At 70.6% G+C, this 22,082-nt stretch carries 22 protein-coding genes, 1 other RNA gene and 3 pseudogenes; 16 read left to right on the top strand and 10 right to left on the bottom strand.

The annotated features are described in order from the left end of the window. From AOK11_RS28060 to AOK11_RS28045, 4 genes are all read left to right on the top strand, one after another. A partial coding sequence (locus AOK11_RS28060) for an IS200/IS605 family element transposase accessory protein TnpB (protein ID WP_055596519.1) occupies positions 1-1,538 on the top strand: 1,538 nt, incomplete at its 5' end. A gap of 19 nt (positions 1,539-1,557) precedes the next feature. Next, the gene (locus AOK11_RS28055; RefSeq protein ID WP_055596516.1) at positions 1,558-1,776 is read left to right on the top strand and encodes a DUF397 domain-containing protein; all 219 of its coding nucleotides are present in this window, start codon (positions 1,558-1,560) and stop codon (positions 1,774-1,776) included. Between the two features lie 282 nt (positions 1,777-2,058). Further along, positions 2,059-2,421 (top strand): DUF1304 domain-containing protein, encoded by a 363-nt coding sequence (locus tag AOK11_RS28050; RefSeq protein ID WP_055596515.1) that lies wholly within the window; start codon positions 2,059-2,061, stop codon positions 2,419-2,421. Continuing rightward, positions 2,418-2,984, top strand: coding sequence for a TetR/AcrR family transcriptional regulator (locus AOK11_RS28045; RefSeq protein ID WP_055596514.1), 567 nt, complete (start codon positions 2,418-2,420; stop codon positions 2,982-2,984). The genes AOK11_RS28050 and AOK11_RS28045 overlap by 4 nt, the downstream gene beginning before the upstream one ends. A gap of 229 nt (positions 2,985-3,213) precedes the next feature. On the opposite strand, the gene AOK11_RS28040 is transcribed toward AOK11_RS28045, so the two are convergent. The 3 genes from AOK11_RS28040 to AOK11_RS28035 form a co-directional block, all read right to left on the bottom strand. Further along, complete coding sequence (locus AOK11_RS28040) at positions 3,214-4,488, bottom strand: serine/threonine-protein kinase (RefSeq protein WP_055596513.1); 1,275 nt, start codon at positions 4,486-4,488, stop codon at positions 3,214-3,216. Between the two features lie 390 nt (positions 4,489-4,878). Next, complete coding sequence (locus AOK11_RS43035) at positions 4,879-5,112, bottom strand: hypothetical protein (protein WP_157869462.1); 234 nt, start codon at positions 5,110-5,112, stop codon at positions 4,879-4,881. A gap of 55 nt (positions 5,113-5,167) precedes the next feature. After that, the gene (locus tag AOK11_RS28035; RefSeq protein WP_055596512.1) at positions 5,168-5,563 is read right to left on the bottom strand and encodes a cupin domain-containing protein; all 396 of its coding nucleotides are present in this window, start codon (positions 5,561-5,563) and stop codon (positions 5,168-5,170) included. A gap of 52 nt (positions 5,564-5,615) precedes the next feature. Between AOK11_RS28035 and AOK11_RS28030 the strand changes: the two genes are divergently transcribed. Then, positions 5,616-6,608, top strand: coding sequence for a helix-turn-helix domain-containing protein (locus AOK11_RS28030; RefSeq protein ID WP_055596511.1), 993 nt, complete (start codon positions 5,616-5,618; stop codon positions 6,606-6,608). A gap of 172 nt (positions 6,609-6,780) precedes the next feature. Here AOK11_RS28030 and AOK11_RS28025 read toward each other — a convergent pair whose 3' ends face one another. The 5 genes and pseudogenes from AOK11_RS28025 to AOK11_RS28010 all read right to left on the bottom strand — a co-directional run bounded on the left by AOK11_RS28025 (position 6,781) and on the right by AOK11_RS28010 (position 10,387). Continuing rightward, positions 6,781-7,437, bottom strand: a complete 657-nt coding sequence (locus tag AOK11_RS28025; protein ID WP_055596510.1) for an HD domain-containing protein — start codon at positions 7,435-7,437, stop codon at positions 6,781-6,783. Positions 7,438-7,631: 194 nt separating this feature from the next. Beyond that, an RNA gene (gene rnpB, locus AOK11_RS28065) (RNase P RNA component class A) lies at positions 7,632-8,033 on the bottom strand. Between the two features lie 67 nt (positions 8,034-8,100). Further along, positions 8,101-8,928 (bottom strand): annotated as a pseudogene (locus AOK11_RS46865) (DMT family transporter); the annotation flags it as partial. Positions 8,929-8,947: 19 nt separating this feature from the next. Continuing rightward, a complete protein-coding gene (locus tag AOK11_RS28015) occupies positions 8,948-9,781 on the bottom strand; it encodes an AraC family transcriptional regulator (protein WP_055596508.1) in 834 nt (277 codons plus the stop codon). A 36-nt stretch (positions 9,782-9,817) separates the two neighbouring features. Further along, entirely contained in the window at positions 9,818-10,387 is a 570-nt protein-coding gene (locus AOK11_RS28010) for a Uma2 family endonuclease (protein ID WP_055596507.1), read from the bottom strand. Positions 10,388-10,532: 145 nt separating this feature from the next. Here AOK11_RS28010 and AOK11_RS46270 point away from each other — a divergent pair. From AOK11_RS46270 to pqqE, 10 genes and pseudogenes are all read left to right on the top strand, one after another. Beyond that, positions 10,533-10,724 (top strand): annotated as a pseudogene (locus tag AOK11_RS46270) (MerR family transcriptional regulator); the annotation flags it as partial. Positions 10,725-11,056: 332 nt separating this feature from the next. After that, complete coding sequence (locus tag AOK11_RS28000; protein WP_079035134.1) at positions 11,057-12,451, top strand: DNA-binding protein; 1,395 nt, start codon at positions 11,057-11,059, stop codon at positions 12,449-12,451. Between the two features lie 126 nt (positions 12,452-12,577). Continuing rightward, positions 12,578-14,722, top strand: a complete 2,145-nt coding sequence (gene katG, locus AOK11_RS27995) for a catalase/peroxidase HPI (RefSeq protein WP_055596517.1) — start codon at positions 12,578-12,580, stop codon at positions 14,720-14,722. A gap of 477 nt (positions 14,723-15,199) precedes the next feature. Continuing rightward, complete coding sequence (locus AOK11_RS27990; protein WP_055596505.1) at positions 15,200-15,661, top strand: MSMEG_3727 family PQQ-associated protein; 462 nt, start codon at positions 15,200-15,202, stop codon at positions 15,659-15,661. Positions 15,662-15,674: 13 nt separating this feature from the next. Then, positions 15,675-17,375, top strand: coding sequence for a PQQ-dependent dehydrogenase, methanol/ethanol family (locus AOK11_RS27985; protein WP_055596504.1), 1,701 nt, complete (start codon positions 15,675-15,677; stop codon positions 17,373-17,375). A 47-nt stretch (positions 17,376-17,422) separates the two neighbouring features. Continuing rightward, positions 17,423-17,521, top strand: a complete 99-nt coding sequence (gene pqqA, locus AOK11_RS27980) for a pyrroloquinoline quinone precursor peptide PqqA (RefSeq protein WP_055596503.1) — start codon at positions 17,423-17,425, stop codon at positions 17,519-17,521. A gap of 105 nt (positions 17,522-17,626) precedes the next feature. Next, on the top strand, positions 17,627-18,514 hold the full coding sequence (gene pqqB, locus AOK11_RS27975) for a pyrroloquinoline quinone biosynthesis protein PqqB (RefSeq protein WP_055596502.1): 888 nt from the start codon (positions 17,627-17,629) through the stop codon (positions 18,512-18,514). Positions 18,515-18,518: 4 nt separating this feature from the next. Then, positions 18,519-19,217, top strand: coding sequence for a pyrroloquinoline-quinone synthase PqqC (pqqC, locus tag AOK11_RS27970; RefSeq protein ID WP_055596501.1), 699 nt, complete (start codon positions 18,519-18,521; stop codon positions 19,215-19,217). 5 nt (positions 19,218-19,222) lie between these two features. After that, entirely contained in the window at positions 19,223-19,552 is a 330-nt protein-coding gene (gene pqqD, locus AOK11_RS27965) for a pyrroloquinoline quinone biosynthesis peptide chaperone PqqD (RefSeq protein ID WP_055596500.1), read from the top strand. Continuing rightward, positions 19,545-20,690, top strand: coding sequence for a pyrroloquinoline quinone biosynthesis protein PqqE (gene pqqE / locus AOK11_RS27960; protein ID WP_055596499.1), 1,146 nt, complete (start codon positions 19,545-19,547; stop codon positions 20,688-20,690). The genes pqqD and pqqE overlap by 8 nt, the downstream gene beginning before the upstream one ends. Positions 20,691-20,722: 32 nt before the next feature. On the opposite strand, the gene AOK11_RS27955 is transcribed toward pqqE, so the two are convergent. Together AOK11_RS27955 and AOK11_RS43030 are read right to left on the bottom strand one after the other, a co-directional pair. Then, positions 20,723-21,262 carry a manganese efflux pump MntP gene (locus tag AOK11_RS27955; protein ID WP_055596498.1) on the bottom strand — a complete coding sequence of 180 codons (540 nt, stop codon included), beginning with the start codon at positions 21,260-21,262 and terminating at the stop codon, positions 20,723-20,725. Positions 21,263-21,606: 344 nt separating this feature from the next. After that, a complete protein-coding gene (locus AOK11_RS43030) occupies positions 21,607-21,831 on the bottom strand; it encodes a hypothetical protein (RefSeq protein ID WP_157869461.1) in 225 nt (74 codons plus the stop codon). Positions 21,832-21,902: 71 nt separating this feature from the next. Between AOK11_RS43030 and AOK11_RS27950 the strand changes: the two are divergent. Beyond that, positions 21,903-22,082 (top strand): annotated as a pseudogene (locus AOK11_RS27950) (hypothetical protein); the annotation flags it as partial.

Genomic DNA, 22,082 nt, shown 5'->3' with positions numbered 1-22,082 from the left:
CCGATGAGGAGGTGCTGCGGCGGGTGGGCGCACATCTGGGCACGCTGGCCTGTCGTGACCTGAAGACGCGCTGCCACGACGGCCTCGGGCACGACGCGAAGACGTGGGCCGCGCGCAAGCGGGAGCTGACGCCGTTGTCGTCGGCCCGCTGGGCGGGTGCGATCACCAGGGCGACGCATGAGCAGTGGGCGCTGGCCCGCCGCGGCGCGCTCGCCCACCTCCAGAACCTTCAGGCGGGGGTCCACACCCTGCGGCACCGGCTGGCACTGCCGCTCGGCGCGAAGGGTTCGAAGAGGGCGCCGGGCGGGTATCGCAGTCGGCGGGAGTGGCATGCCAAGGCCCGCCGCCTGCAGGTGCTGGAGGACCGGCTGGCACGGGAACGCGCCGCCTGGCAGGCCGGAACCGTACACGTGGTGCGCGGCGGCAAACGCCTGGCCCGGATGCGGCACCATCTGCCCGCCGCACGGCTCACCGAGACCCAGTGGCGCGAACGCTGGCAAGCCGCACGCTGGTTTCTGCAGGCGGACGGGGAGTCGGGGAAACGGTTCGGGAACGAGACGATCCGCGTCAGCCCGGACGGTGAGGTCAGCATCAGACTCCCCGCCCCGCTCAAGCAGTGGGCAAATGCCCCGCACGGCCGGTACGTGCTCACCGGCCGGGTGGCATTCGCGCACCGGGGGCCGGAGTGGGCCGACCGGGTGGCGGCGAACCGGGCGATCGCCTACCGCATCCACCACGACCCGGCCCGGGGCCGCTGGTATGTGACCGCCTCCTGGCAGAAACCCATCACGCGCACGATTCCCCTGGCGGCGGCGCTGGCCGACGGCGTGATCGGGGTCGACACCAACGCCGACCACCTGGCCGCCTGGCGCCTGGACGTGCACGGCAACCCGACCGGCAGCCCGCGCCGCTTCTCCTACGACCTGACCGGACCCGCCGAGCACCGGGACGCCCAGGTCCGCCATGCCCTGACCCGGCTCCTGCACTGGGCCCGCACCTGCGGGGTGCGGGCGATCGCCGTGGAGGACCTGGACTTCACCGCGGAGAAGACCCGCGAGAAACACGGCCGCAGGAAGCGGTTTAGGCGGCTGGTCTCCGGCCTGCCCACCGGCCGGCTCCGCGCCCGCCTCGTCTCGATGGCCGACGCGATGGGCCTCACCGTCATCGCCGTGGACCCGGCCTACACCTCGAAGTGGGGCGCCCAGCACTGGCAGAAGCCGCTGACCAGCACCACCCGCAAGACCACCCGCCACGACGCAGCCGCCGTGGCGATCGCACGACGCGCCCAGGGGTATCCGGTCCGGCGTCGGACGGCACCGCCCCGCACCCACCAGAGTGATGGATGCGGGCATCGGACCGTCCAGGCCGGACCGGATGCCCCCGGGCGTGAGGGACCCCGCCGCCGCGTTCCCGGAGCACGGACCCGATCCGTGCCGCCGGACGCGGAGCGAACGCGGGCGACCAGGACACCCAGCACCGTTCGGGGCGTCCGCAGTGAGCGGGAATGGGTCCAGGACTCACTCCTGCTCACTGACTAGGAACGGTGCTGGGATCGCTATGAACAACGCCGAGTCCTCGACCGTCTCCTGCGGCCTCGCCTGGTTCAAGAGCAGCTACAGCGGAACCGAGGGCGGCGACTGCGTAGAGGTCGCGGCTGCCACGGCCGCGGTGCACGTCCGGGACTCCAAAACCACCGCCGGGCCCGTCCTCACGGTGTCGCGTGACGCGTGGACGGGGTTCGTCGGATCGTCGGCCTTGCCGGAGCGGAGCGTCTGACACACGCACAGCTGTGAGAGCCCCGCCGGCCCCTTCAGGCCGGCGGGGCTCTCACGTGCGCGGGATACCCGATCAGCTTCAGGCGTCGCCCGGAGGGCCGGTGTCACCGGGCCCCCGGCCGACTGCGCGCAGGCATCGGGCGAACTCCATGCAGACGACCCGCATTTCCATCTTGCGGTGGACACGATGCAGCGGACGCGGATGCGGCGACGGCTGTCGCCCCACTCAGACATCATAGACAAGTGNNCACTTGTCTATGATGTCTGAGGATGGGGGTACCCGGTGGAGACGACTGCGAACGTGCTGGTGGGGCTGGTGGCCGCGCTGCACGCATATTTCCTGGTTCTGGAGATGTTCCTGTGGGAGAGGAGGCCGGGCCGCAAACTCTCCGGCTTTGATGCGGCCATGGCCCGCGCCACTGCCCCGCTCGCCGCGAACCAGGGCCTCTACAACGGGTTCCTGGCCGCCGGGCTGATCTGGGCGCTGATCGCAGATGATCCGACCGGGTTCCGGGTCCAGGTCTTCTTCCTCATCTGCGTGCTCATCGCCGGGCTGTACGGCGGACTCACCACCAACCGACAGATCCTCATGGCCCAGGCAGCACCCGGGGCCCTGGCCCTCACCGCCGTTCTGCTTGCCCGGTGACCGCCGGACAAGCGGATCCCCGCACGACACGGACGCGGGCCAAGCTGGGCCGGGCACTGCTCGAGGAGTGCGCCCACCACCCGTTGGCGGAGGTCAGCGTCGCCGCCCTGGTGCGCCGGGCGGGAGTCGGCCGCGCCACCTTCTACCTCCACTACGCCGACCTGGAGGCGCTCGCCGTCGACGTGTGCGCCGATATCGTCCGCGAAGCCGTGGACGCCCTGCACGCATGGCGCGGCACACCCGACCCCGAGACCCCTCCGCCCGCCCTGTTCGCCTTCTTCGACCGTCTCGCCCCGCACGCCGGGCTCTACCGGGAACTGCTGCGCCCGGGCGGCAGCGGCCCTCTCGGCCATGTACTCCACCAGGATCTGCGCGCCCGTAGCCACACCGAGCGCTCCCTGGCCGGTGCTCCGGAGCCGGACCTGGTCGCCTCGGCCGTGGCCGCGACCTTCGCCGGAGTTCTCGCCGACTGGCTGCACGGCTTCATCGAGGCCACACCCACCGAGATCGCGCAGCGGGTCTGGCGTCTGCTCATCAACCTGCACCGCACCCCCCTGCCCTGACCGGCCGCCTGCCCGCCAGCCTTCCTTCGCGGTGTTCACCCGCCATCGGCGAGTCACCCTGGACGGCCGCCCGCGGACGTCCCACGCGCACATCGCCCGTGTGACCCGTGTGCTGGGGCTACTCGTCGACACCGTACGCCGTCGGCGGGGCCAGTGCGGTCGGTGTCCTTGATGAGGTCGATGAGAGACCCGGGGCGGTGTCCCCTCCGGCTCTGCCGGGCTCACCGGGTCACCGGGCCGTCGGGGCCTTCCCGGTCGGCGAGGGCAGGAAGGGGTGGCCGACGGCGGGTCCGGCGTTCGACCGGTGCTCGGAGGCGGGCAGCGGGATGGTCGGTGCCGTGCCGTCGTCCAGGAGCGTGAGCGGGTGGCCGCTGTGGCTGTCCGCCCACCCTCCGGCCCACTCGATCTCCTCCGCGGTCACAATGCCGTAGAAGCCCGGGTCGCCCTCCGCCCAGGGCGCGTCCGGCGCCTCGCCCTCGTCGACCGCCTTCTGCGCCAGCTCCCGTACGACAGGGTCGGCGCGGCCGACGAGCGCTTCGGGCGGCAGTACCGGCGTCAGGCCGACGGCGGCGACCCGCTCCCGGAGCTGCGCCGCCGCCTGTTCCAGGGTCAGACCGGCATCGGTGAGCAGGGCGGAGAGGCCCTCCCGCAAACCAGCGAGATCCGGACGCCGGAGCGGTTCGGCGACGATCACCCGCCCCAGCAGCGGCAGAAAGGCCGGATCGACGCCTTCCCACATCGGGGGCACCATCAACGGCATGTAGGGATACGGCGCCCGGCCCGTCAGCGCGAAGAAGAGGGTGGCGCCGAAGGCGTACACGTCGGCGGGCGCCCCGACGTGCTTGGAGTCCCGCAACTGCTCGACGGGCATGTAGGGGCGCGTGCCCAGGCGGTCGCCGGTCCGGGTGAGCGCCTGACTGGACTGGCGCTCGACCACGACCGCCAGGCCGAAGTCCAGCACCACCGGCCCGTCCGGGCCCAGCACGACGTTGCTCGGCTTGAGGTCGCGGTGCAGCAGCCTCGTACCGTGGATGGCGGCCAACGCGTCCACGAGGGCCAGCCCGAGCGCCGCGCACGGCCCGACGGGAAGGGGGCCGGACTCCGTCACCATGGTCTGCAGCGACGGTCCGGCGATGTAGTCCATGGCGAACCACGGCTCACCCGCCTCCGGGTCCGCCGCGCGCAGCGCCGGAACCCGGTCGCTGGCCACCGCGCGGACGGCGTCGATCTCCCGCGCGAACCGCTCGCGGGCCTGCGACTGGTCCAGCAGGTTCGGCTGGATCATCTTCACCACGACGAGCCGCGACGGATCGGCCGCCTCGCCACGGCCGTGATCATGGTCGGGTTCGACCAGCCGGTAGGCCGCGACCATCTCGTCGGAGAGACCGTCCAACGGGATCTCGCGCGCCAGATAGGCGACGCCCATGCCGCCCGCGCCGAGCCGGGCGAGCAGTTCGAACGGCCCCACCACACGCGGGTCCGCATTGGTGTCCAGCGGCTTCATCGGCGCTCTCGTATCCCCACACTCTCGTCGCGGTCCTCCCCCGGCCCCCCTGCCGCCTCGCACTCTACGGTCTGTGGTCGGACGAACACGGAAGGCTTCAGCCGGTCACCCGGGGCTGGAAGCGGCGGTACTCCGAGAGCTGTTCGAACGTGCTGCCGTGAGGTCGCGGCACGCGGGACCACCCGGCCACAGGGGCCGTGTGCCCGTGGCCGTCCCGGTACGCAGGTGACTCGGCATCGGGCTCCACCACCGCGGCCCGACCGGGGAACCGTCGACGAGCCCCGTTCGAGGCGTTCCTCGTCGTTCGGGCCGCGCCGTGACCCGCACTCCCTTCGGGTGACCGCTCCCAGGGCACGGGGCTGACGGGCGGGAGCGGCCGGCGGGACCCCGTCACGGGCCGGGGGTGACCTCCACGGACACGGTCAGCTCGCCCTCGTTGTCGTGGAGGCAGCCTTCGTCGTCGTTGATGCGCAGTTCCACCACTCCGTCGCCGGCCGCCCGGAAGGTGACGGCGTCCCCGACGACGAGGACCGGCGAAGCCGCCCTCGGCGACGGCACTGTCGGCGTGAACTCGGCGAAGAAGCTCCTGCTCGACGACGCCGACGGTGCCGTTCCCTGCCACAACCCGCGTGGAAGGAGGCGGACCCGACCGACTCCGGCGCCGCCTCCGTCGCCCCACTCAGGTGTTGAGCGGGTGCCCGGTCGTTACCTCCACATGGTCCGGGACCTCGTCGTGACGATCGCCCACGGTCGGCGTCCCGGCGGGCTCGAACATCAGGATCGCGGCGCCGGCCGGAGCGTACGGCTTGTGCTCCGTGCCTCGGGGGACGGTGAAGACCGCTCCCTGCGGGAGCCGGACCGTGCGCTCCCCATCGGTCTCGCGCAAGGAGATGTGCAGTTCTCCATCGAGTACGAGGAAGAACTCGTCGGTGTCGTCGTGGACGTGCCAGACATGTTCGCCCTCGACCTTGGCGATGCGGACGTCATAGTCGTTGACGCGCGTGACGATGCGAGGGCTCCACAGAGCATCGAAGGAGGCCAGAGCCTTGCTGAGGGGGATGGGTTCGTTACTCATGGGCTCATCCTGAGCCGTTCCGCACGGCCGACGTGAGTGCTAGGAATCGCGCATGGCGAAAGAATCCTCGCACGCACTGCGCTCGGCGGACGTACACCGCGTCGTCGTGATCGTCGACGAGAACTCGAACCCCTTCGAGCTCGGCTGCGCGACCGAGGTCTTCGGTCTGCGCAGACCGGAGATCGGCCGTGCCCTCTACGACTTCAGGCTCTGCTCCCCCGAGCCCCGCACCCTGATGCGGGACGGATTCTTCACGCTCACGGGAGTCTCCGATCTGGCGGCGGCCGACACGGCGGACACCTTGATCGTCCCCAACCGCCCCGACGTCGAGGTGCCCCGCCGTCCCGCCGTGCTCGATGCCGTCCGACGGGCGCACGCGCGCGGCGCACGTCTGGTCGGCTTCTGCAGCGGCGCCTTCACCCTGGCCGAGGCCGGAGTGCTCGACGGGCGCCGGGCCACCGCGCACTGGCAGTGGGCGGATTCCTTCCGGGCCCGCTTCCCTTCCGTCCGCCTCCAGTCGGACGTGCTGTTCGTGGACGACGGTGACATCCTCACCGCTGCGGGGAGCGCGGCCGCGCTCGATCTCGGGCTGCATGTGGTCCGCCGCGACCACGGCGCGGAGGTCGCCAACTCCGTGAGCCGGCGACTGGTCTTCGCGGCGCACCGGGACGGCGGGCAGCGGCAGTTCGTGGAGCGTCCCATGCCCGACCTGCCCGACGAGTCCCTGGCGCCTGTCCTGGCCTGGGCCCAGGAACGGCTGGACTCACCGCTCACGGTCTCTGCCCTGGCGACGCGCGCGGCGGTCAGTCCGGCGACGCTGCATCGCCGCTTCCGGGCACAGCTGGGAACGACGCCGTGGACGTGGCTCACGGGGGAACGGCTTGCCCTGGCATGCCGGTTGATCGAGCAGGGTGAGTCCCGCTTCGAGAGGGTCGCACGGCTCAGCGGGCTGGGCACCGCCGCCAATCTGCGCATACTGATGCGCCGTGAGGCGGGCATCACTCCGTCGGCGTACATGCGTCGGTTCGGACCGGAGATGAAGTGACGGCGGGGCCTTCCCCTCCGGTGCGGCACGGGAAGGTGCCTCAGCGCCGGATGCCGCCCGACGCCAGGAGACCGGTGAGGCCGACACCCCGGACCCGCCGGACGGCCGACCGCCTGTCAGGGCGGCCGGCCGTCGCGCATGCACGAAAGTTCGCCGCCGTCATGCTCACACGTCACGCCTTGGGTTCCGCGCTCCTCGACCAGCCGCGCGTCTCGCCCTCGTCGATGAGGCGTCGCCCGGCCTCCCACAGCGAGGAGGACGCGTCCCCGATCACTGCCTTGCGGGCTCGGACATCGTCGGCGGTGACGCCCGGGGTGCGCCACGTGCCACCGCGTGCCATCCAGTTGAGAAGCAGTGGCTGTAGCCGGTCCATGGCCTTGGCGAATCCGGCCTCGGGGGTGCGGCGTTCCTCGAATTCGTCCCAGAGAGCCCGCATGCGCTGAGCTTGGTCCGTCGGAAGCAGGTTGAAGAGTTCGTCGGCCGCGGCGGCTTCCCGCTCCTGCTGGTCGATACCCGCGGCACTGTCGTACAGCGGGGTGTCGCCGGCGTAGATCTCCACGAGATCGTGCAGAAGGACGAGCTGAATGGTGTGCCCTACGTCGATGGGCTGGTCGGAGTGTTCGGCGAGAACCGCCACCATCATCGCCAGGTGCCATGAGTGCTCTGCGTCGTTCTCGCGGCGGTCCGTTGCGGCGAGAGGCGACTGACGGAGGACGGTCTTGAGCTGGTCCACCTCCACGAGGAAGGTGAGTTGGGCGCGCAGTCTTTCGTCGAGATCGTCAGGGAAGGGCGTCTTCTCTGCGAGTAGGCTCCGGCGTTCATCACTCATACGTTCATCGTGACACGCACGACCCCGGCTCCCAGGCAACGGAGCGGAGCCGACACCCACGCCGTATCCGAAGTGCCGTCCCGCACTCTACGGGCTGTGGCCGGTCGCACACGGGCACGCCGGATCCGGTCTCAAGGATCTTCGTAAGTCCCGCCTTCAGGACGGATCCTTCCGGGCCGAGCCGTAGGAGGCGGCAGACGAGTCGGGCTGTACGCCGGGTTCTGTCGCCCGGTCGCCTCGCGGCGGCCGGGGAGACGGCCATCCATCTAGGACCGGCGTTGCCGCCGGCCTCGTGCGGTCTACCCGCGGACTCGGGCGGGCAGCCCTCGAACGTCCGCGCAGAAACACCGGGGTGTTTCCTTTTGACCTTGCTCCGGGTGGGGTTTACCTAGCCGTCTGAGTCACCTCAAACGCTGGTGGTCTCTTACACCACCGTTTCACCCTTACCCGGCGCCGGAGCGCCGGGCGGTCTGTTTTCTGTGGCACTGTCCCGCGGGTCACCCCGGGTGGCCGTTAGCCATCACCCTGCCCTGTGGAGCCCGGACGTTCCTCGGGAAGTCCCGCAAGGGACTCCACGCGGCCGTCCGCCCGGCTCGTCTGCCGTGTCGACCATGGTACCGGGCGTGGGCGGGGCTTCGGCGCCGCCGCGGTCGCCAGGACCGAGCCGGTGAGGATCAGGGCGAACGCGGCCAGGACCGTCGCGGTCAGGGACTCGCCGAGGAGGAGCACCCCGGCCGTCACGGCGACCGCCGGGTTGACGTACGTGATGACGGTCGCCCGGGTAGGGCCCGCTTCCTTGATCAGTTCCAGGAAGGCGACGAACGCGACCGCCGTGCAGACGGCGCCCAGGGCCGCGAGGGAGATCAGGGCCCCGGCCGAGGGAAGCTCGGCCGGCCGTGTGATCACCGCGGCCGGGGCGTAGACCAGTGCCGCGAGCGCCAGGCAGACCGCCGTGAGCTGGAGGGACGGGACCTGCTTCAGATGGCGGGCGGCGATCAGCGGGGCGATGGCGTAGCCCAGGACCGTCACCAGCACCTCGGCGAGCGAACGGGCGTTGCCGCCGGTCAGGTGCGGGACGGTGAGGACGCCCACGCCCACCAGGCCGAGCCCCAGACCGGTGAGGCGGCGTGCGCCGAGGCGCTCCGTGTCGCCGAAGAACCGGGCGAGCGTCACGCCGACGATGGGAACGCCCGCGATCAGCAGGCCGGCGGTGGAGCTGGAGAGGTGGCGTTCCGCGGAGGTCAGGGTGTACCAGGGGCCGATGATCTCGATGACCGCGAAGGCGAGCAGGGGGCGCCAGTGGGCGCGGACGGTCCCGGTGAGACCTCCTTGCCGTAGGGCGAAGGGCAGCAGGAGCAGGGCGCCGAGGGCGCAGCGGGCGAAGACGACCCCGGACGGGGACACCTCCTCCACCGCCACCTTGATCATCAGATAGGGGATGCCCCAGACCACTCCCATCAGGGAGAACAGGAACCAGCCGCGTGCAGTCATGCGGCGAGTCTCTGCCGGGTCAGCGTCCGGCGTCTTGAACGCTGTTGCGGTACGCCGCCGGGGTCACCCCGAGGACGCGGCGGAACCAGCGGGTCAGGTGGGCCTGGTCGGCGAAGCCCACGAGCCCGGCCACTTCGGCGGGGCGCAGCCCGGCCTCCAGCAGACCCCTGGCCCTGGTGACCCGGTACTGGGCGAGCCAGGCGTACGGCGGTATCCCCATCGTCGTACGGAACGCGCGCAGGAGCTGGTAGCGGGACAGGCCCAGGTCGGTGGCGAGGGAGGCGAGGGAGGGCGGGGCGAGCAGTTCGTCGGCCAGACGGTCGCGGACGGCCAGGGCGATGTGCCCGGCACCGGGGACCGCGCAGGCGTCCGCCCGGGCGGTGGAGTGGCGGTGCGCGAGGGCGGTGAGCAGCCAGGGCAACCGGGACTCCGCCTCCAGGGGGTCGGGGCAGGCGCTGACCTCGGTGTGCGCGCGGCGCAGGGCGACGGCCAGCTCGGGGTCCTCGAGGACCGGCTCGCGGAAGTGCGGGAGGCCGGTGCCGTGGATGCCGTCGGTGAGCAAGGCGGGAGCGGCGTACAGGGCGCGGTAGGAATAGCCGTTGGAAGCGGCCGGACCTCCGGTGTGCATCTCGCCGGGTTCGAGGACGACGATGGTGCCGGGGCCGGAGACGATGCGCCCACCGCGGTACGCGATGGCCTCCAGGCCTCCGACGGTGACACCGACCGTGAACTCGTCGTGGGCGTGCGGGGCGTACTCGTGCCGGTCGAAGCACGCGGTGAGCAGGTCGACCGGCGGCCCGCAGCGCCCGAGCCGCGCCCTGGTCCAGCTGGCCTGTTCCCGTACGTTCGTCACCTCGCACCCCCTCCCGATCCCAGGGGATCAAGGGGATCAGAGGAAGTCGGCGGTGTCCAGGTCGATGTCGAAGGGTGCGGGGAGGGGCAGGGGTTTGCCCAGAGGGCGGGTGCAGACCTCGCGGTAGTCGTCCCGCTCGGGGGCGCTGAACAGTGTGATCGAGGAGGCCTCGCAGTCGACGAGGAGGTAGAGGGGGATGCCGCCTCGGGCGTAGCAGCGGCGTTTCGTCTCACGGTCCAGCTGGGGCCTGAGGAACGTCACCTCCAGAACCATGGCGACGCCCTCGCAGGGCATCCAGGGGGCGGCGCCCCGGTAGAGCCTCAGGGCCGTGGGAGCGAAGGTGCCGTCCGGGATCACGTGGTCCTCCGGGCATGCGCCGCCCCTCTTCAGCTTCAGGCCCTTGTTCCCGGAGAACTGCATATCGGTCCGCGAGGCTTTCATCACCTGCTTCACGATCAGCCAGAGGTACTCCTCGTGCTCCCCGTCCGGCGGTGGGGTGAGGACGAGTTCCCCCTCGACGAGTTCTGCCCGGAATCCCTCCGGCGGGTCGAACGCTACGAACCAGTCCAGCAGGATTTCCTCCGAGATCGGGTCGTATGCCGTCATGTCTTCGCTCTCCTTCGCGTTGCTGTCCCTCCCCGTCGTTCGTCAGGCTGGGGGACGCATGGGTGCGGTCGAGTGCGGAACGGGCTGGGTTCGCTCGTCCGTGTTCGCTTGCCCCTGTCGCGACGTCGACGTCTCTACTGGGGGCATGCGGATCGGAGAACTCGCCACGGCCGTCGGTGTCACCACGCGGACCGTGCGGCACTACCACCATCTGGGGCTGCTGCCGGAGCCGGAGCGGCGGGCCGACGGGTACCGGGACTGCACGCTGCGGCACGCCGTCGTGCTGGCGCGGATCAGGCGGCTGGCCGAGCCGGGGCTCGGGCCGGCGCGGCTCCGGGTACCGATCCACCGGGTGGGCCGACCGCTGCGAGCCGCGCGCCTTGTTCGCGGCCCGTGGGTGCGCCGGCCGAGGCCGGCCAGGAAGCGATGTTTCGCACACGCGGCCCGGAGCGGGACGTGCGCGGCCCGACAACGGTACCTAGGGTGGGGTGCGGGAGTGCAGGTCTGTGACACGGCCTGAACCGAGTGACGAAGAAGGAAGAGCAAGCAAGAAGGAAGACGCGCGACGCAGTGCCCGGTCCGCTGCAGGCCCGGCCGCGACGGACGGCGACCGGCGCGGACCGTGCACGCCGTCGGGTGTTGGGGATGGACCAAGGGCGGTTCTGAACCATGAGGGATGCACATCGGCTCGAGCCCATCTCGGCGAACCTGGGCGGCGGCACCGTGCTCGCGGCGTGGGAACGGTTCGTGCAGGGCGAGGATCAGGTCCCGGGGGTCCGACCCCTGGTGGCGATCTCCTGGCATCGCTGCCGGGAGCAGTACCGGGTCGATCCTCACCTCACAGAGGCTCCGGTGGCCGTCGCGGCGCCCGACCGTACGCCCGAGCACGATGTCGTATTCGCCGAGCTGGGTTTTCGTGCCGCCTCCGTGGCACACGAAGTGGGCAACCTCGGTGGCGTCGTCACCGTCGCCGATGCCACGGGCCGGATCCTGGCCGAGTGGGGGGACCAAGCCACGCTCGCCAGAGCCGGCGACTCCCATCTGGCGCCCTGGTTCTGCTGGTCCGAGCGTGCGGTCGGCACGAACGGCACGGGCACGGCGCTCGAGGCGCACGGCCCGGTACCGATCAGGGGCGCGGAGCACTGGTGCCAGGCGTTCCACGACTGGGTCTGCGCGGGCATCGCGGTGCGCGACGTGGTGACCAGGGAACCGATCGCGGTCCTGAACATCTGCTGCTGGCGCAGCCCGCTTCCCGCGTCCGCGGAAAGCTGGCTGGCGAACGCGGTCACCATGACCCAGCATCCGCTGAAGAGGCGCGCCCGGGACAGCGGCGCCGAGTTGGTGGCGGCCTACACCCGGGCCAGGACACGCTCCGGTGCGGCGCTCGCCGCGGTGGACACCGCGGGCAAGGTGGTGATAGCCGACGACACGGCAAGCATGCTCCTGGGCGTCCCGGCATCGACCCCGGCGGTCGATCCCACGCTGCGATGGAACGCCGGACTGCCGGAACTGATCGCAGCCGCCCGGTATGCGACCAGGCAGGCGGCCCGCGACCCCGACTGGGTCGGCTCGACGCAGATCTTCGCCCACCTCGCGGACGAGCCGACATCGATCAGCATCCGACCCGTCTTCTCGTCAGGACACCTGATCGGGAACCTGGTCTCGTTCGGCGCCTCCGACGGGGCGCAGTTGCCCCGGGCGGAGGGGCCCGCGCCCCCTCGGGCGCAGCCCCGCCGGCTGGTCGCGATGCGCGACAACCGGATGGTGCTGCTGCGGCTGCCGGAAGTCTCCTTCGCCGAATCGCAGGGAAACGACGTGTGGCTCTCCACCGATCAGGGGCGATTGCGAGCCGCTTCTCCGGGCCTGGACAAGCTCGACGGTGAGCTGGCGGATGTCGGCTTCCTGCGGGTGCACCGCCGGTATGTGGTCAACCTCGGCCGCGTCCGGGAGATCGAGCGCGGACCCAAGGGCAAGCTGTCTCTGGTCATGGATGACCGGACGAACGAGATGGTGCCCGTTTCCCGGCGAAACGCGCCGGCCGTGCGCCGCGCGCTGGACCTCTGAGTCTCCCGGAAGGAAATCGCCGTGTCTGACAGTCCGGACGCCGTGGCCGGCGAGACGAACACGGGGAGCGCGGGGAGCGCGGGTGGTCTCGGCCTCTCTGCCCCGGCCGGGCACCGCGGTCGCCCGATCGGGGGCGCGAGCAACCGCGACTGGTGGCCGAACCGGCTCGATCTGAGGATCCTGCGGAAACACCCCGCCATGGCCGACCCCATGGGTGAGGACTTCGACTACGCCGCGGAGTTCCGGACGCTCGACCTCGACGCCCTGGCGCGGGACGTCGACGAGGTGCTCACGACGTCGCAGGAGTGGTGGCCGGCCGACTTCGGCCACTACGGACCGCTCATGATCCGGATGGTGTGGCATTGCGCCGGGACGTACCGCATCGACGACGGCCGCGGTGGCGCGGGCGCCGGCATGCAGCGTTTCGCGCCGCTGAACAGCTGGCCGGACAATCGCAACCTCGACAAGGCGCGCCGGCTGCTCTGGCCGGTGAAGAAGAAGTACGGCCGCAAGATCTCCTGGGCCGACCTGATGGTCTTCGCGGGCAACCGCGCCCTGGAGACGATGGGCTTCACGACCTTCGGCTTCGCCGGCGGCCGGGCGGACGTCTGGGAGCCCGACGAGGACGTGTACTGGGGCCCCGAGCACGCCTGGCTCGGCGACGAACGCCACGGCGGCGTCCGGAAGCTGGAGAGCCCTCTGGCCGCCGCCCAGATGGGCCTCATCTACGTCAACCCGGAGGGACCGAACACCGTCCCGGACCCGCTCACCGCGGCCCGGGACATCCGCGAGACGCACCGGCGCATGGGGATGAACGACGAGGAGACCGTCGCGCTGATCGCGGGCGGCCACACGTTCGGCAAGACCCACGGCGCGGCCGACCCGGACGCCCACCTCGGCCCCGAACCCGAGGGCGCCCCCCTCGAGGAGCAGGGCCTGGGCTGGAAGAGCGGCTACGGCACCGGAAAGGGCACGGACGCCATCTCCAGCGGGCTCGAGGGTACGTGGACACCCACCCCGACGAGATGGGACAACAGTTTCTTCGAGACGCTGTTCGGCTACGAGTGGGACCTGGAGCTGAGCCCCGCCGGTCTGTGGCAGTGGATCCCGAGAGACGGCGGCGGGGCCGGTACCGTGCCGGACGCCCACGACCCGTCGACGACACACGCCCCGACGATTCTGACGACGGACCTCGCGCTGCGGTTGGACCCGGTCTACGAGCCGATCTCGCGGCGCTTCCTGGAGAACCCGGACCAGCTCGCGGATGCGTTCGCCCGGGCCTGGTTCAAGCTGACGCACCTCGACATGGGCCCCATCCAGCGCTATCTCGGACCGCTGGTCCCCCGGGAGACGCTGCGCTGGCAGGACCCGGTCCCCGCCGTGGACCACGAGCTCGTCGGGGCGGCGGAGATCGCCGCGCTCAAGAGCCGGATCCTCGCCTCCGGGCTGTCGGTCTCCCAGCTCGTCTCGACCGCGTGGGCGTCGGCCTCGACGTTCCGCATGAGCGACAGGCGCGGCGGGGCGAACGGCGCGCGCATCCGCCTCGATCCGCAGCGGGGCTGGGAGGTCAACGCCCCCGACACGCTGGCACAGGTGCTGCGCGCCTTGGAGGGGATTCAGGAGTCCCTCGACAGCTCCCGGACCGGGGACAAGAAGATCTCGCTGGCCGACCTCATCGTGCTCGGCGGAGCCGCCGCCGTCGAGCAGGCCGCCAGGGCCGCGGGCCACGACGTCCGGGTCCCCTTCGCTCCGGGACGCACGGACGCCACGCAGGAGTGGACCGATGTGGAGTCCTTCGCCCCGCTCGAGCCGACCGCGGACGGGTTCCGCAACTACCGCGGCACGGGCAACCGGCTGCCGCCGGAGCACCTGCTGGTCGACCGCGCGAACCTGCTGAACCTGAGCGCGCCCGAGATGACCGTCCTCGTGGGCGGCCTGCGGGTGCTGGGCGCCAACCACCGGCAGTCGCCGCTGGGCGTCTTCACCTCGGCGCCCGGGTCGCTGACCAACGACTTCTTCGTGCATCTGCTCGACACGGGCACGGAATGGAAGCCGACATCCGCGGCCGCGGACATCTTCGAGGGTCGCGACCGCGCCACCGGCGAGGTCAAGTGGACCGGTAGCCGCGTCGACCTCGTCTTCGGCTCGAACTCCGAATTGCGTGCCGTCGCGGAGGTCTACGCGAGCGACGACGCACGGGAGAAGTTCGTGCGGGACTTCGTCGCCGCGTGGGACAAGGTCATGAACCTCGATCGGTACGACCTCGCTTGATCCTCCGTCGGAGCCCGGAGGTCGGAGGTCGGAGGTCGGGAGAAGCGTCGTGACCGATCAGCCGGTGCCGATCGGCGACGCTTGACCGGAGCTGCTGCCGGCCCCGGCGCGACGCGGTGCAGTGCGGTGCGGCCCAGCTCCTCCCAACGGTGGCACATCCGGTACGAACGGTAGCTGGTCGCGGACGAACGGCATGAGCCGGTCCGAACCGGTGCTCACCCTTGTTGCCGTGATTCGCCCAGCGTAGCGTGCTTCTTGAATACCGATTCTTCGCCCTTTCCGGTGTGATTCATCCGAGGTGGCGAACTCTTTGGCCACCGATTACCACCGGACAGCGGACGGCACGAAAGAAGCGATTTCGAGGCCGATTCGGAGAACATTTTCCGGGCGGAGGTGGAACCGGCTGCGGCGTGCCGCCATCAGTGCGGCCGATGCGAAGTGGACACAGAGGTTCGGGACAAGGAGGGTGAAGCCCCGATGACGACCGCGCAGGAGCGAGTCGACCTGCTGAACAAGATCGGGTTGGCCGCACAGAACAAAGCAACACTGGGTCAAGTGCTGGGAACCGGAAGCATTGGGCAGGCCACCGAGGGATCGGATGGCCGCATGCAGGCCACCATTCGCATCAACCCGGATGAGCTGACCTGGGATCCCTCCATTCTGGTCATGCCCCATGGAGGCGATATCGAGCTCGAGCTCGTCAATGACGACCTGAACACGCACTGCGCGCTCCTGCCGAGCAATGGCGACCGGAAGTTCATCTGGTTGGTGAACCATTCACGAGGACGGGCGACCCTCAACCTCGACGGGCCCGGCTACTACTGGTTCGGCTCGCCCACGGGCAACGACGAGGGCCGGGGGCTGACCGGAGCCATCGTCGTCATGGGGGACGCTCCGCCGGAGGCTCGCCTCGACCGCCCCGAACAGCCGCGGCCGTAGAAAGGAGCAGGCAATGACCGTCGCATACGTGGACGCGGGTGAGGCCGTCGACCAGGGAAACCTGAGCGGCAAGGTCGCGGGCGGGGAGCTCGCGCCGCCGGTAGTGGCCGGCGTCGACTACGAGCGCCTGCTCAACGCCCGCGAGGAACCTCGGAACTGGCTCACCTACTACGGCGCCTACAACGGGCAGCGGTACAGCCCGCTGGACCAGATCAACACGGAGAACGTCAAGCGCATCGGCCCCGCATGGATCTTCCAGGCCGGCACGACCGGCCTCATCGCGGGCGCGTCGACCTACTCGTTCGAGGCCGCCCCGATCGTCGTCGACGGGGTCATGTTCCTCTCCGGCTGGGACGGCTGGGTCTGGGCCCTTGACGCGAAGACGGGTGTGGAGATCTGGCGGTACAAGCATGCGGTCCCCTTCGACGTGTCCTTGTGCTGCGGGAACGTGAACCGTGGGGTCGCCGTGGCTCGGGGGAAGGTCTTCTTCGTCACGGCGAATGCTCGTCTGCTCGCGCTCGACGCCACCACCGGCAAGCGGGTCTGGGACAGGACCTACGGAGACGTCCGGGCCGCGGAGAGCGCCACGGTCGCCCCGCTGGTCGTGAAGAACATGGTCATCGTCGGGAGTTCCGGCGGCGAGTTCGGCGTACGCGGCCACCTCGACGCGTTCGACCTCGAGACCGGCGAGCACCAGTGGCGCTGCTACACGGTGCCGAAGCCCGGGGAGCCCGGCTCGGAGACCTGGCCCGCCGAGGGCGAGGCCTGGGCACGGGGCGGGGCGAACTGCTGGGTCACCGGCACCTTCGACCCGGAGACGAACCTGCTGTACGTCGGCACCGGCAACCCGGCGCCCGACTTCGACGGAGGCGTCCGCGAGGGCGACAACCTCTTCACCGACAGCGTCATCGCCGTCGACGTGGACAGCGGCCAGATCCGCTGGCACTACCAGTGCACCCCGCACGACCTGTGGGACTACGACAGCATCGCCGAGTGCATCCTGTTCGAGCAGGACGGGCGCAAACTGCTCGGGCACTTCGACAAGAACGGCTACTTCTTCGTCCTCGATCGCACGAACGGCGAGAGGGTCCGGATCACCCCCTTCGTGGACCGCATCACCTGGGGGGCGATCACGAGGGACGGCCAGGTGACGGCCAAGGTGTACCCGGACAAGGAGGGAGAACCGATTCACTTCTACCCGGGTCCGGCCGGCGCCAAGGAATGGACCCATGCGGCCTACAGCCCGAAGACCGAGCTCTTCTACGTCCCGGTCCAGGACACCGGCGCCACGGCCACCCGGCGGCGCCGGGAGTTCAAGGAGAGCATTCCGTACTGGGGCGCGGGCGTTCAGGTGGACATCGAGGACATGGCGGGGTCCATCAGCGCGTTCGACGCCGACGGCGAGGAGAAGTGGCGCTGGCGCAACGAACTCCCGATGTGCGCCTCGGTGCTGGCCACCGGCGGTGACCTGGTGTTCGCCGGTGAACCCTCCGGGGAGTTCAACGCGCTCGACGCCCGCACCGGGGAGCTGCTGTGGCAGTTCCAGTGCGGAAGCGGCCACCACAGCAACCCGACCACCTACATGGTCGACGACAGGCAGTACATCGCCGTGCCGGTCGGTTGGGGCGGATGGGCCGAGGGGTTCCTCCCCGGCATGCTCGGCGCGGGGCACGGAAGCGCCCTGCTCGTCTTCGCCCTCCCGGAATCGTCGTAGCGCGTGACCGGAGCCTGCCGCAATACGGACAGTGAGGAGGTGAATCGATGGAGTCCCAGCTCATTGTGTGGGAGACGCCCGAGTTCGACGAGATCGGAGTTGCGGCCGAGGTGACCATGTACGTCGCTCGGTTGGAGGACGAGTGACGTGGGGCGGCGCCGGACCTGGTCCGGCGCCGCCCGAGGAATCGGGACGGTAACGGACGGCCGGGCCGACGACGGACCCGGATCTTCGATGAACGGAGTGCCGAGGTGTTGCTGCGGGTGCTGGGCTCGGCGGCGGGGGGCGGCTCCCCGCAGTGGAACTGCGGCTGCCCGGTGTGCGCCGCGGTCCGCTCCCGGCCCGGCCTCGCGCGCACCCAGTCGTCGGTCGCGGTCAGCGCCGACCGCCGCCGGTGGTTCCTCGTCAACGCCTCGCCCGACGTCCGTACCCAGATCGAGGCCTTCCCCGGCCTGCACCCGCACGACGACCGGACGACGCCGCTGGAGGCGGTGCTGCTCACCGACGCCGAGCTGGACCACACGCTGGGCCTGCTTCTGCTGCGCGAGGCCCGCGCCCTGCGGCTGTACGCCACGCCGGCGGTGCGCGAGACCCTGTGTACCGGCTCGGGGATTCTGCGCACGCTTGAGCGCTACTGCCCGGTCGAGTGGCGGGCGGTGAGCCCCGGCACCGACCTCGCCCTGGCGGACGGGCTGTCCTGCCGGGTGTTCGACGTGCCCACCGTCAAGCGCGATCGGTTCGGGTCCGGGGTGGACCACGGCCGCGTCGTGGGCTACCGGCTGACCGACGAGCGCAGCGGGGGGACGCTGGTGTACCTGCCGGGGGTGCAATCGCTGACGCCGGCGCTGCGCGTGGAGATCAAGGGCTGCGCATGCCTGCTGATCGACGGGACCTGCTGGCGCGACGACGAGCTCGTACGGCTCGGCCTGGCCGGCAGGACGTCCCGGGAGATGGGCCACCTGCCCATCGACGGCCCGGACGGCAGCCTGGCGCAGCTCCCGTCGCTGGGCGTGGGGCGGACGGTCTTCGTGCACATGAACAACACCAACCCGGTCCTCCTGGAGGACGCGCCCGAGCGGCGTATCGTGGAGGAGAGCGGCATGGAAGTGGCCATGGACGGCCTCGAGGTCCAGGTGTAGAGCCGTGACGACGACAACCACGAGAACCGGTGCCGACGGCTTCGTCGAGACGTTGCGGGCCCACTCGCGCCAGTACCACGACCAGCACCCGTTCCACGTCCGGATGAACGCCGGCCGGCTGAGCCGCCGGCAGATCCGGGGCTGGGTGGCCAACCGCTTCTACTACCAGGAGAACATCCCCCGCAAGGACGCCGCGATCCTCTCCAACTGCCCCGACCTCGAGGTCCGCCGCCGCTGGATCCGACGGATCGTCGAGCATGACGGCGCCGCCGCCGGGGAGGGCGGTATCGAGGCGTGGCTGCGCCTCGGCGAGGCCGCCGGGCTGACCCGCGAGGAGGTCCGGGACCACCGGCACCTGGTACCCGGGGTGCGGTTCGCCGTCGACGCCTACGTGACCTTCACCCGGACCCGCCCGTGGGTGGAGGCGGTGGCGTCCTCGCTCACCGAACTGTTCGCGCCCGACCTGATGGCGGCGCGGCTGGCCGCGTTCGAGCGGTGGTACCCGTGGATCGACCCCGAGGGCCTCGCCTACTTCCGCGCCCGCCTGGAACAGGCCCCCCGCGACTGCGAGCACGCCCTCGAGGTGGTCACCGCGCACTGCCTCTCCGCCGAGTCCCAGGCGCGCGCCGTCGACGCGCTGTCGTTCAAGTGCGACGTCCTGTGGAGCCTGATGGACGCCGTCGACCAGGCCTACCCGGAGTGACTGTCATGGACCCGACCCCTACCGGAACGCCCCGGACCGGGACCATCACCCGACCCTGCGTCGGGGTGTCCGGCTCGGGCCGGCCCCGGTTGGCGCGCCATGTCCGGCTGACCTTCTGCCGGACCAGGCAGCGTCAGATCCTGCAGCTCCCCGAGACGGTGGTGGTTCTGAACGGCAGCGGCGCGGCCATCCTCGAACTGTGCGACGGGCGGCACACCGTGGCCGAGATCGTGGCCGAGCTGGGCGCGCGCTACCGGACCGTCCCCGACGACGAGGTACGGCAGTTCTTGACCCGGCTCGTCGCCCGACGCTGGGTGGAGCTCTCCGATGGATAGCCCGTTCGGGTTGCTCGCCGAGCTCACCTACCGCTGCCCGCTGGCCTGCCCGTACTGCTCCAACCCGCTGAACCTGGCCGGCTACCAGGACGAGCTGACCACCGACGAGTGGCGGCGGGTGCTGGTCGAGGCCGGTGAGCTGGGAGTTCTGCAGTGCCACCTGTCCGGCGGGGAACCGCTGCTGCGGCGCGACCTGGTGGAGCTCGTGGCGGACGCCCACGACCTGGGCCTCTACACCAACCTCATCACCAGCGCCCTCGGACTCTCGCGTCCGAGGGCCGAGCAGCTGCGGGCCGCCGGCCTGGACCATGTACAGATCAGCATCCAGTCCGACGATCCGACCGTGTCCGACCGGATCGCCGGGACCCCGTCCTTCCAACGCAAGATCGAGGCGATGGGCGTGGTCAAGGAGCTGGGCTGGCCGCTCACCATGAACGTGGTGCTGCACCGGCTCAACATCGACCGCGTCGCCGACGTGCTCGAACTGGCCGAGGAGGTGGGCGCCGACCGGGTGGAGCTGGCCAACACCCAGTACTACGGCTGGGCCTGGCGAAACCGTGACGCGCTGCTGCCGAGCCGGGCCCAGCTCGAGGCGGCCGAGGTCGTCGTGCGGGCCGCCCGCGAGCGGTTGCGGGACCGCATGGACGTCATCTACGTCCTCCCCGACTACTACAGCCGCTACCCGAAGCCCTGCATGGGTGGCTGGGCCTCCCGGCAGCTGACCGTGACGCCGAACGGCGACGTCCTGCCCTGCCCGGCCGCCCAGTCCCTGCCGTTGCCGCGGGCCAGCGTGCGGGAGGACTCGCTGGAGCGGATCTGGGCCGAGTCCCCGGTGATGACCGCGTTCCGGGGGACGGACTGGATGCCGGAACCCTGCCGGAGCTGTCCCCGGCGGGAGCTGGACTTCGGAGGGTGCCGCTGCCAGGCGTTCCTGCTCACCGGCGACGCCGCCCGCACCGACCCGGTCTGCCACCTGTCGCCCGACCACGACCTGGTCGCCCGGGCGGTCGAGGCCGCCAACGCCGACTCGCGGGCCGACGACCTTCCGCTGGTCCCCCGCCCGCACCGGGTTCGCCGACCGGCCCGCCACCCGGGCGGAGCGGACCGGCCTGCTCCCGGGGGTGAGCGAGCGGGCTAGGGCCTCTCCGGCGTGATCACGCCGGAGAGGCCCTAGCCGCCGAACACGAACGGCAGCGCCACAGCGGCGATGATCAAGGTGACCCCACTCAGCAGGTCCGAGCGGATCCGGATGAAGCGCGCCGCGGCCCGCCCTAGCCGCAGTCCGATCAGCGACATCACCGCCGTCATGACGCCGAAGACGGCGGCCGAGAACCATGGCGAGAGCCCGAGGACCCCCAGGCTTGCTCCGGCGACCAGGTTGTCCAGGCTCAGCGTCAACGGGATGCCGAACAGCGCCCACGGGTGGTCCAGCTCGTCCGGCTCGGGGTTCCGGAGGGCCGAGATGACAAGGTAGAGACCGTACCCGCCGAGCGCGGCCGCACCCACCAGATCGGCGACGCCCCCGACGAACTCACCGATCTGGCGACCGATCAACAGCCCGACCAGGGGCATGATCGCGTCCCACAATCCGAAGGTCAGCGCGACCTGCACCGCGCGCTTCAGGCCGAATGGGACGGTGCCGAGCGCGATCGATACCCGGAAATTGTCCAGACTGAGTACAAAACCCAGGACCAGTATTTCCCAGATCATGGCGAAGTCGCTGCCCGATGACGCCCGACGCCGCCAGGAACGACTTTACCTCGGCTAGCATTCGCCATGTTAGAGATGATATCTCAGACGGTTCGCGAAATAAACCCGGTAAGGTGATTTCCGACAGTTCCTCGGCACTACTCACCCGACGGTGGTTTGCAGGCTTGCCAGGGCACCTGACGAGTGCATTCGCGATGGTCCGTCCGCTGCAGCGTGCGGGGCTCGTCACCTCATGATGGCCTGCTCCCGGAAACACTCCCGCATCGACGGAAATCCGCCGGAGCCAGGAGCCGCCTCCGGACGAGCCGACGGCCCGGACAATCGAATCGAGAGGCCAATGCCACTTACTTAAGCCGAGGCAATCCTCCAGGCGAGAGCTTGCGATTAATCAGCTGCGACACTGGTGCCGAGAAACGCCCATCCGGCGCACGAATCAACGGACGGTCGGTAAGCGGATTGAACCTGCACTGCGACAGAAGAGAGGGAACCTGTTCCTGGGCATCCTTCGCCTTGAGCCCTTCGACACTTACCGAGTACGCCGTCCACACCACCTCTTCGATGGTCGGCATCGGGATTACCTCGAGGGCAGCGGGACGCCGCCCTCGACGACCGGCTGTGCGGGCTCTGGCCGACCGCGCCGATGGTGACTCCTCGCGCGGCCGGCCCCACCGACACCACCAAGGAGCGCGCCGCCCTCAACCGGCTGGCACTCGGCGCCGAGTTGATCGCCTTCGGCCGCGGCTTCCTCACCAACCCCGACTTCGTCGAACGGCCGCGGACCGACGTCCGCCTCAACCCCCCCCGTTACCTTTTTCGTGGC

Source organism: Streptomyces hirsutus, from assembly GCF_001418415.1.
In the GTDB taxonomy this organism is placed as follows: Bacteria; Actinomycetota; Actinomycetes; order Streptomycetales; family Streptomycetaceae; genus Streptomyces; species Streptomyces hirsutus.
The sequence above is the reverse complement of the archived record's forward strand: the minus strand, read 5'-3'. Positions and strand labels throughout refer to the sequence as shown.

Bases quoted from the DNA above. Each gene is read 5' to 3' on its own strand.
- AOK11_RS28035 (WP_055596512.1), bottom strand. From the start codon at position 5,563: ATGAGTAACGAACCCATCCCCCTCAGCAAGGCTCTGGCCTCCTTCGAT.
- AOK11_RS28055 (WP_055596516.1), top strand. From the start codon at position 1,558: ATGAACAACGCCGAGTCCTCGACCGTCTCCTGCGGCCTCGCCTGGTTC.
- AOK11_RS28040 (WP_055596513.1), bottom strand. From the start codon at position 4,488: ATGAAGCCGCTGGACACCAATGCGGACCCGCGTGTGGTGGGGCCGTTC.
- AOK11_RS28025 (WP_055596510.1), bottom strand. From the start codon at position 7,437: ATGAGTGATGAACGCCGGAGCCTACTCGCAGAGAAGACGCCCTTCCCT.
- pqqE (WP_055596499.1), top strand. From the start codon at position 19,545: ATGGATAGCCCGTTCGGGTTGCTCGCCGAGCTCACCTACCGCTGCCCG.
- pqqD (WP_055596500.1), top strand. From the start codon at position 19,223: ATGGACCCGACCCCTACCGGAACGCCCCGGACCGGGACCATCACCCGA.
- AOK11_RS27990 (WP_055596505.1), top strand. From the start codon at position 15,200: ATGACGACCGCGCAGGAGCGAGTCGACCTGCTGAACAAGATCGGGTTG.
- AOK11_RS27985 (WP_055596504.1), top strand. From the start codon at position 15,675: ATGACCGTCGCATACGTGGACGCGGGTGAGGCCGTCGACCAGGGAAAC.
- pqqA (WP_055596503.1), top strand. From the start codon at position 17,423: ATGGAGTCCCAGCTCATTGTGTGGGAGACGCCCGAGTTCGACGAGATC.
- AOK11_RS28030 (WP_055596511.1), top strand. From the start codon at position 5,616: ATGGCGAAAGAATCCTCGCACGCACTGCGCTCGGCGGACGTACACCGC.
- AOK11_RS28000 (WP_079035134.1), top strand. From the start codon at position 11,057: ATGAGGGATGCACATCGGCTCGAGCCCATCTCGGCGAACCTGGGCGGC.
- AOK11_RS28010 (WP_055596507.1), bottom strand. From the start codon at position 10,387: ATGACGGCATACGACCCGATCTCGGAGGAAATCCTGCTGGACTGGTTC.
- AOK11_RS27955 (WP_055596498.1), bottom strand. From the start codon at position 21,262: ATGATCTGGGAAATACTGGTCCTGGGTTTTGTACTCAGTCTGGACAAT.
- AOK11_RS43030 (WP_157869461.1), bottom strand. From the start codon at position 21,831: ATGCCGACCATCGAAGAGGTGGTGTGGACGGCGTACTCGGTAAGTGTC.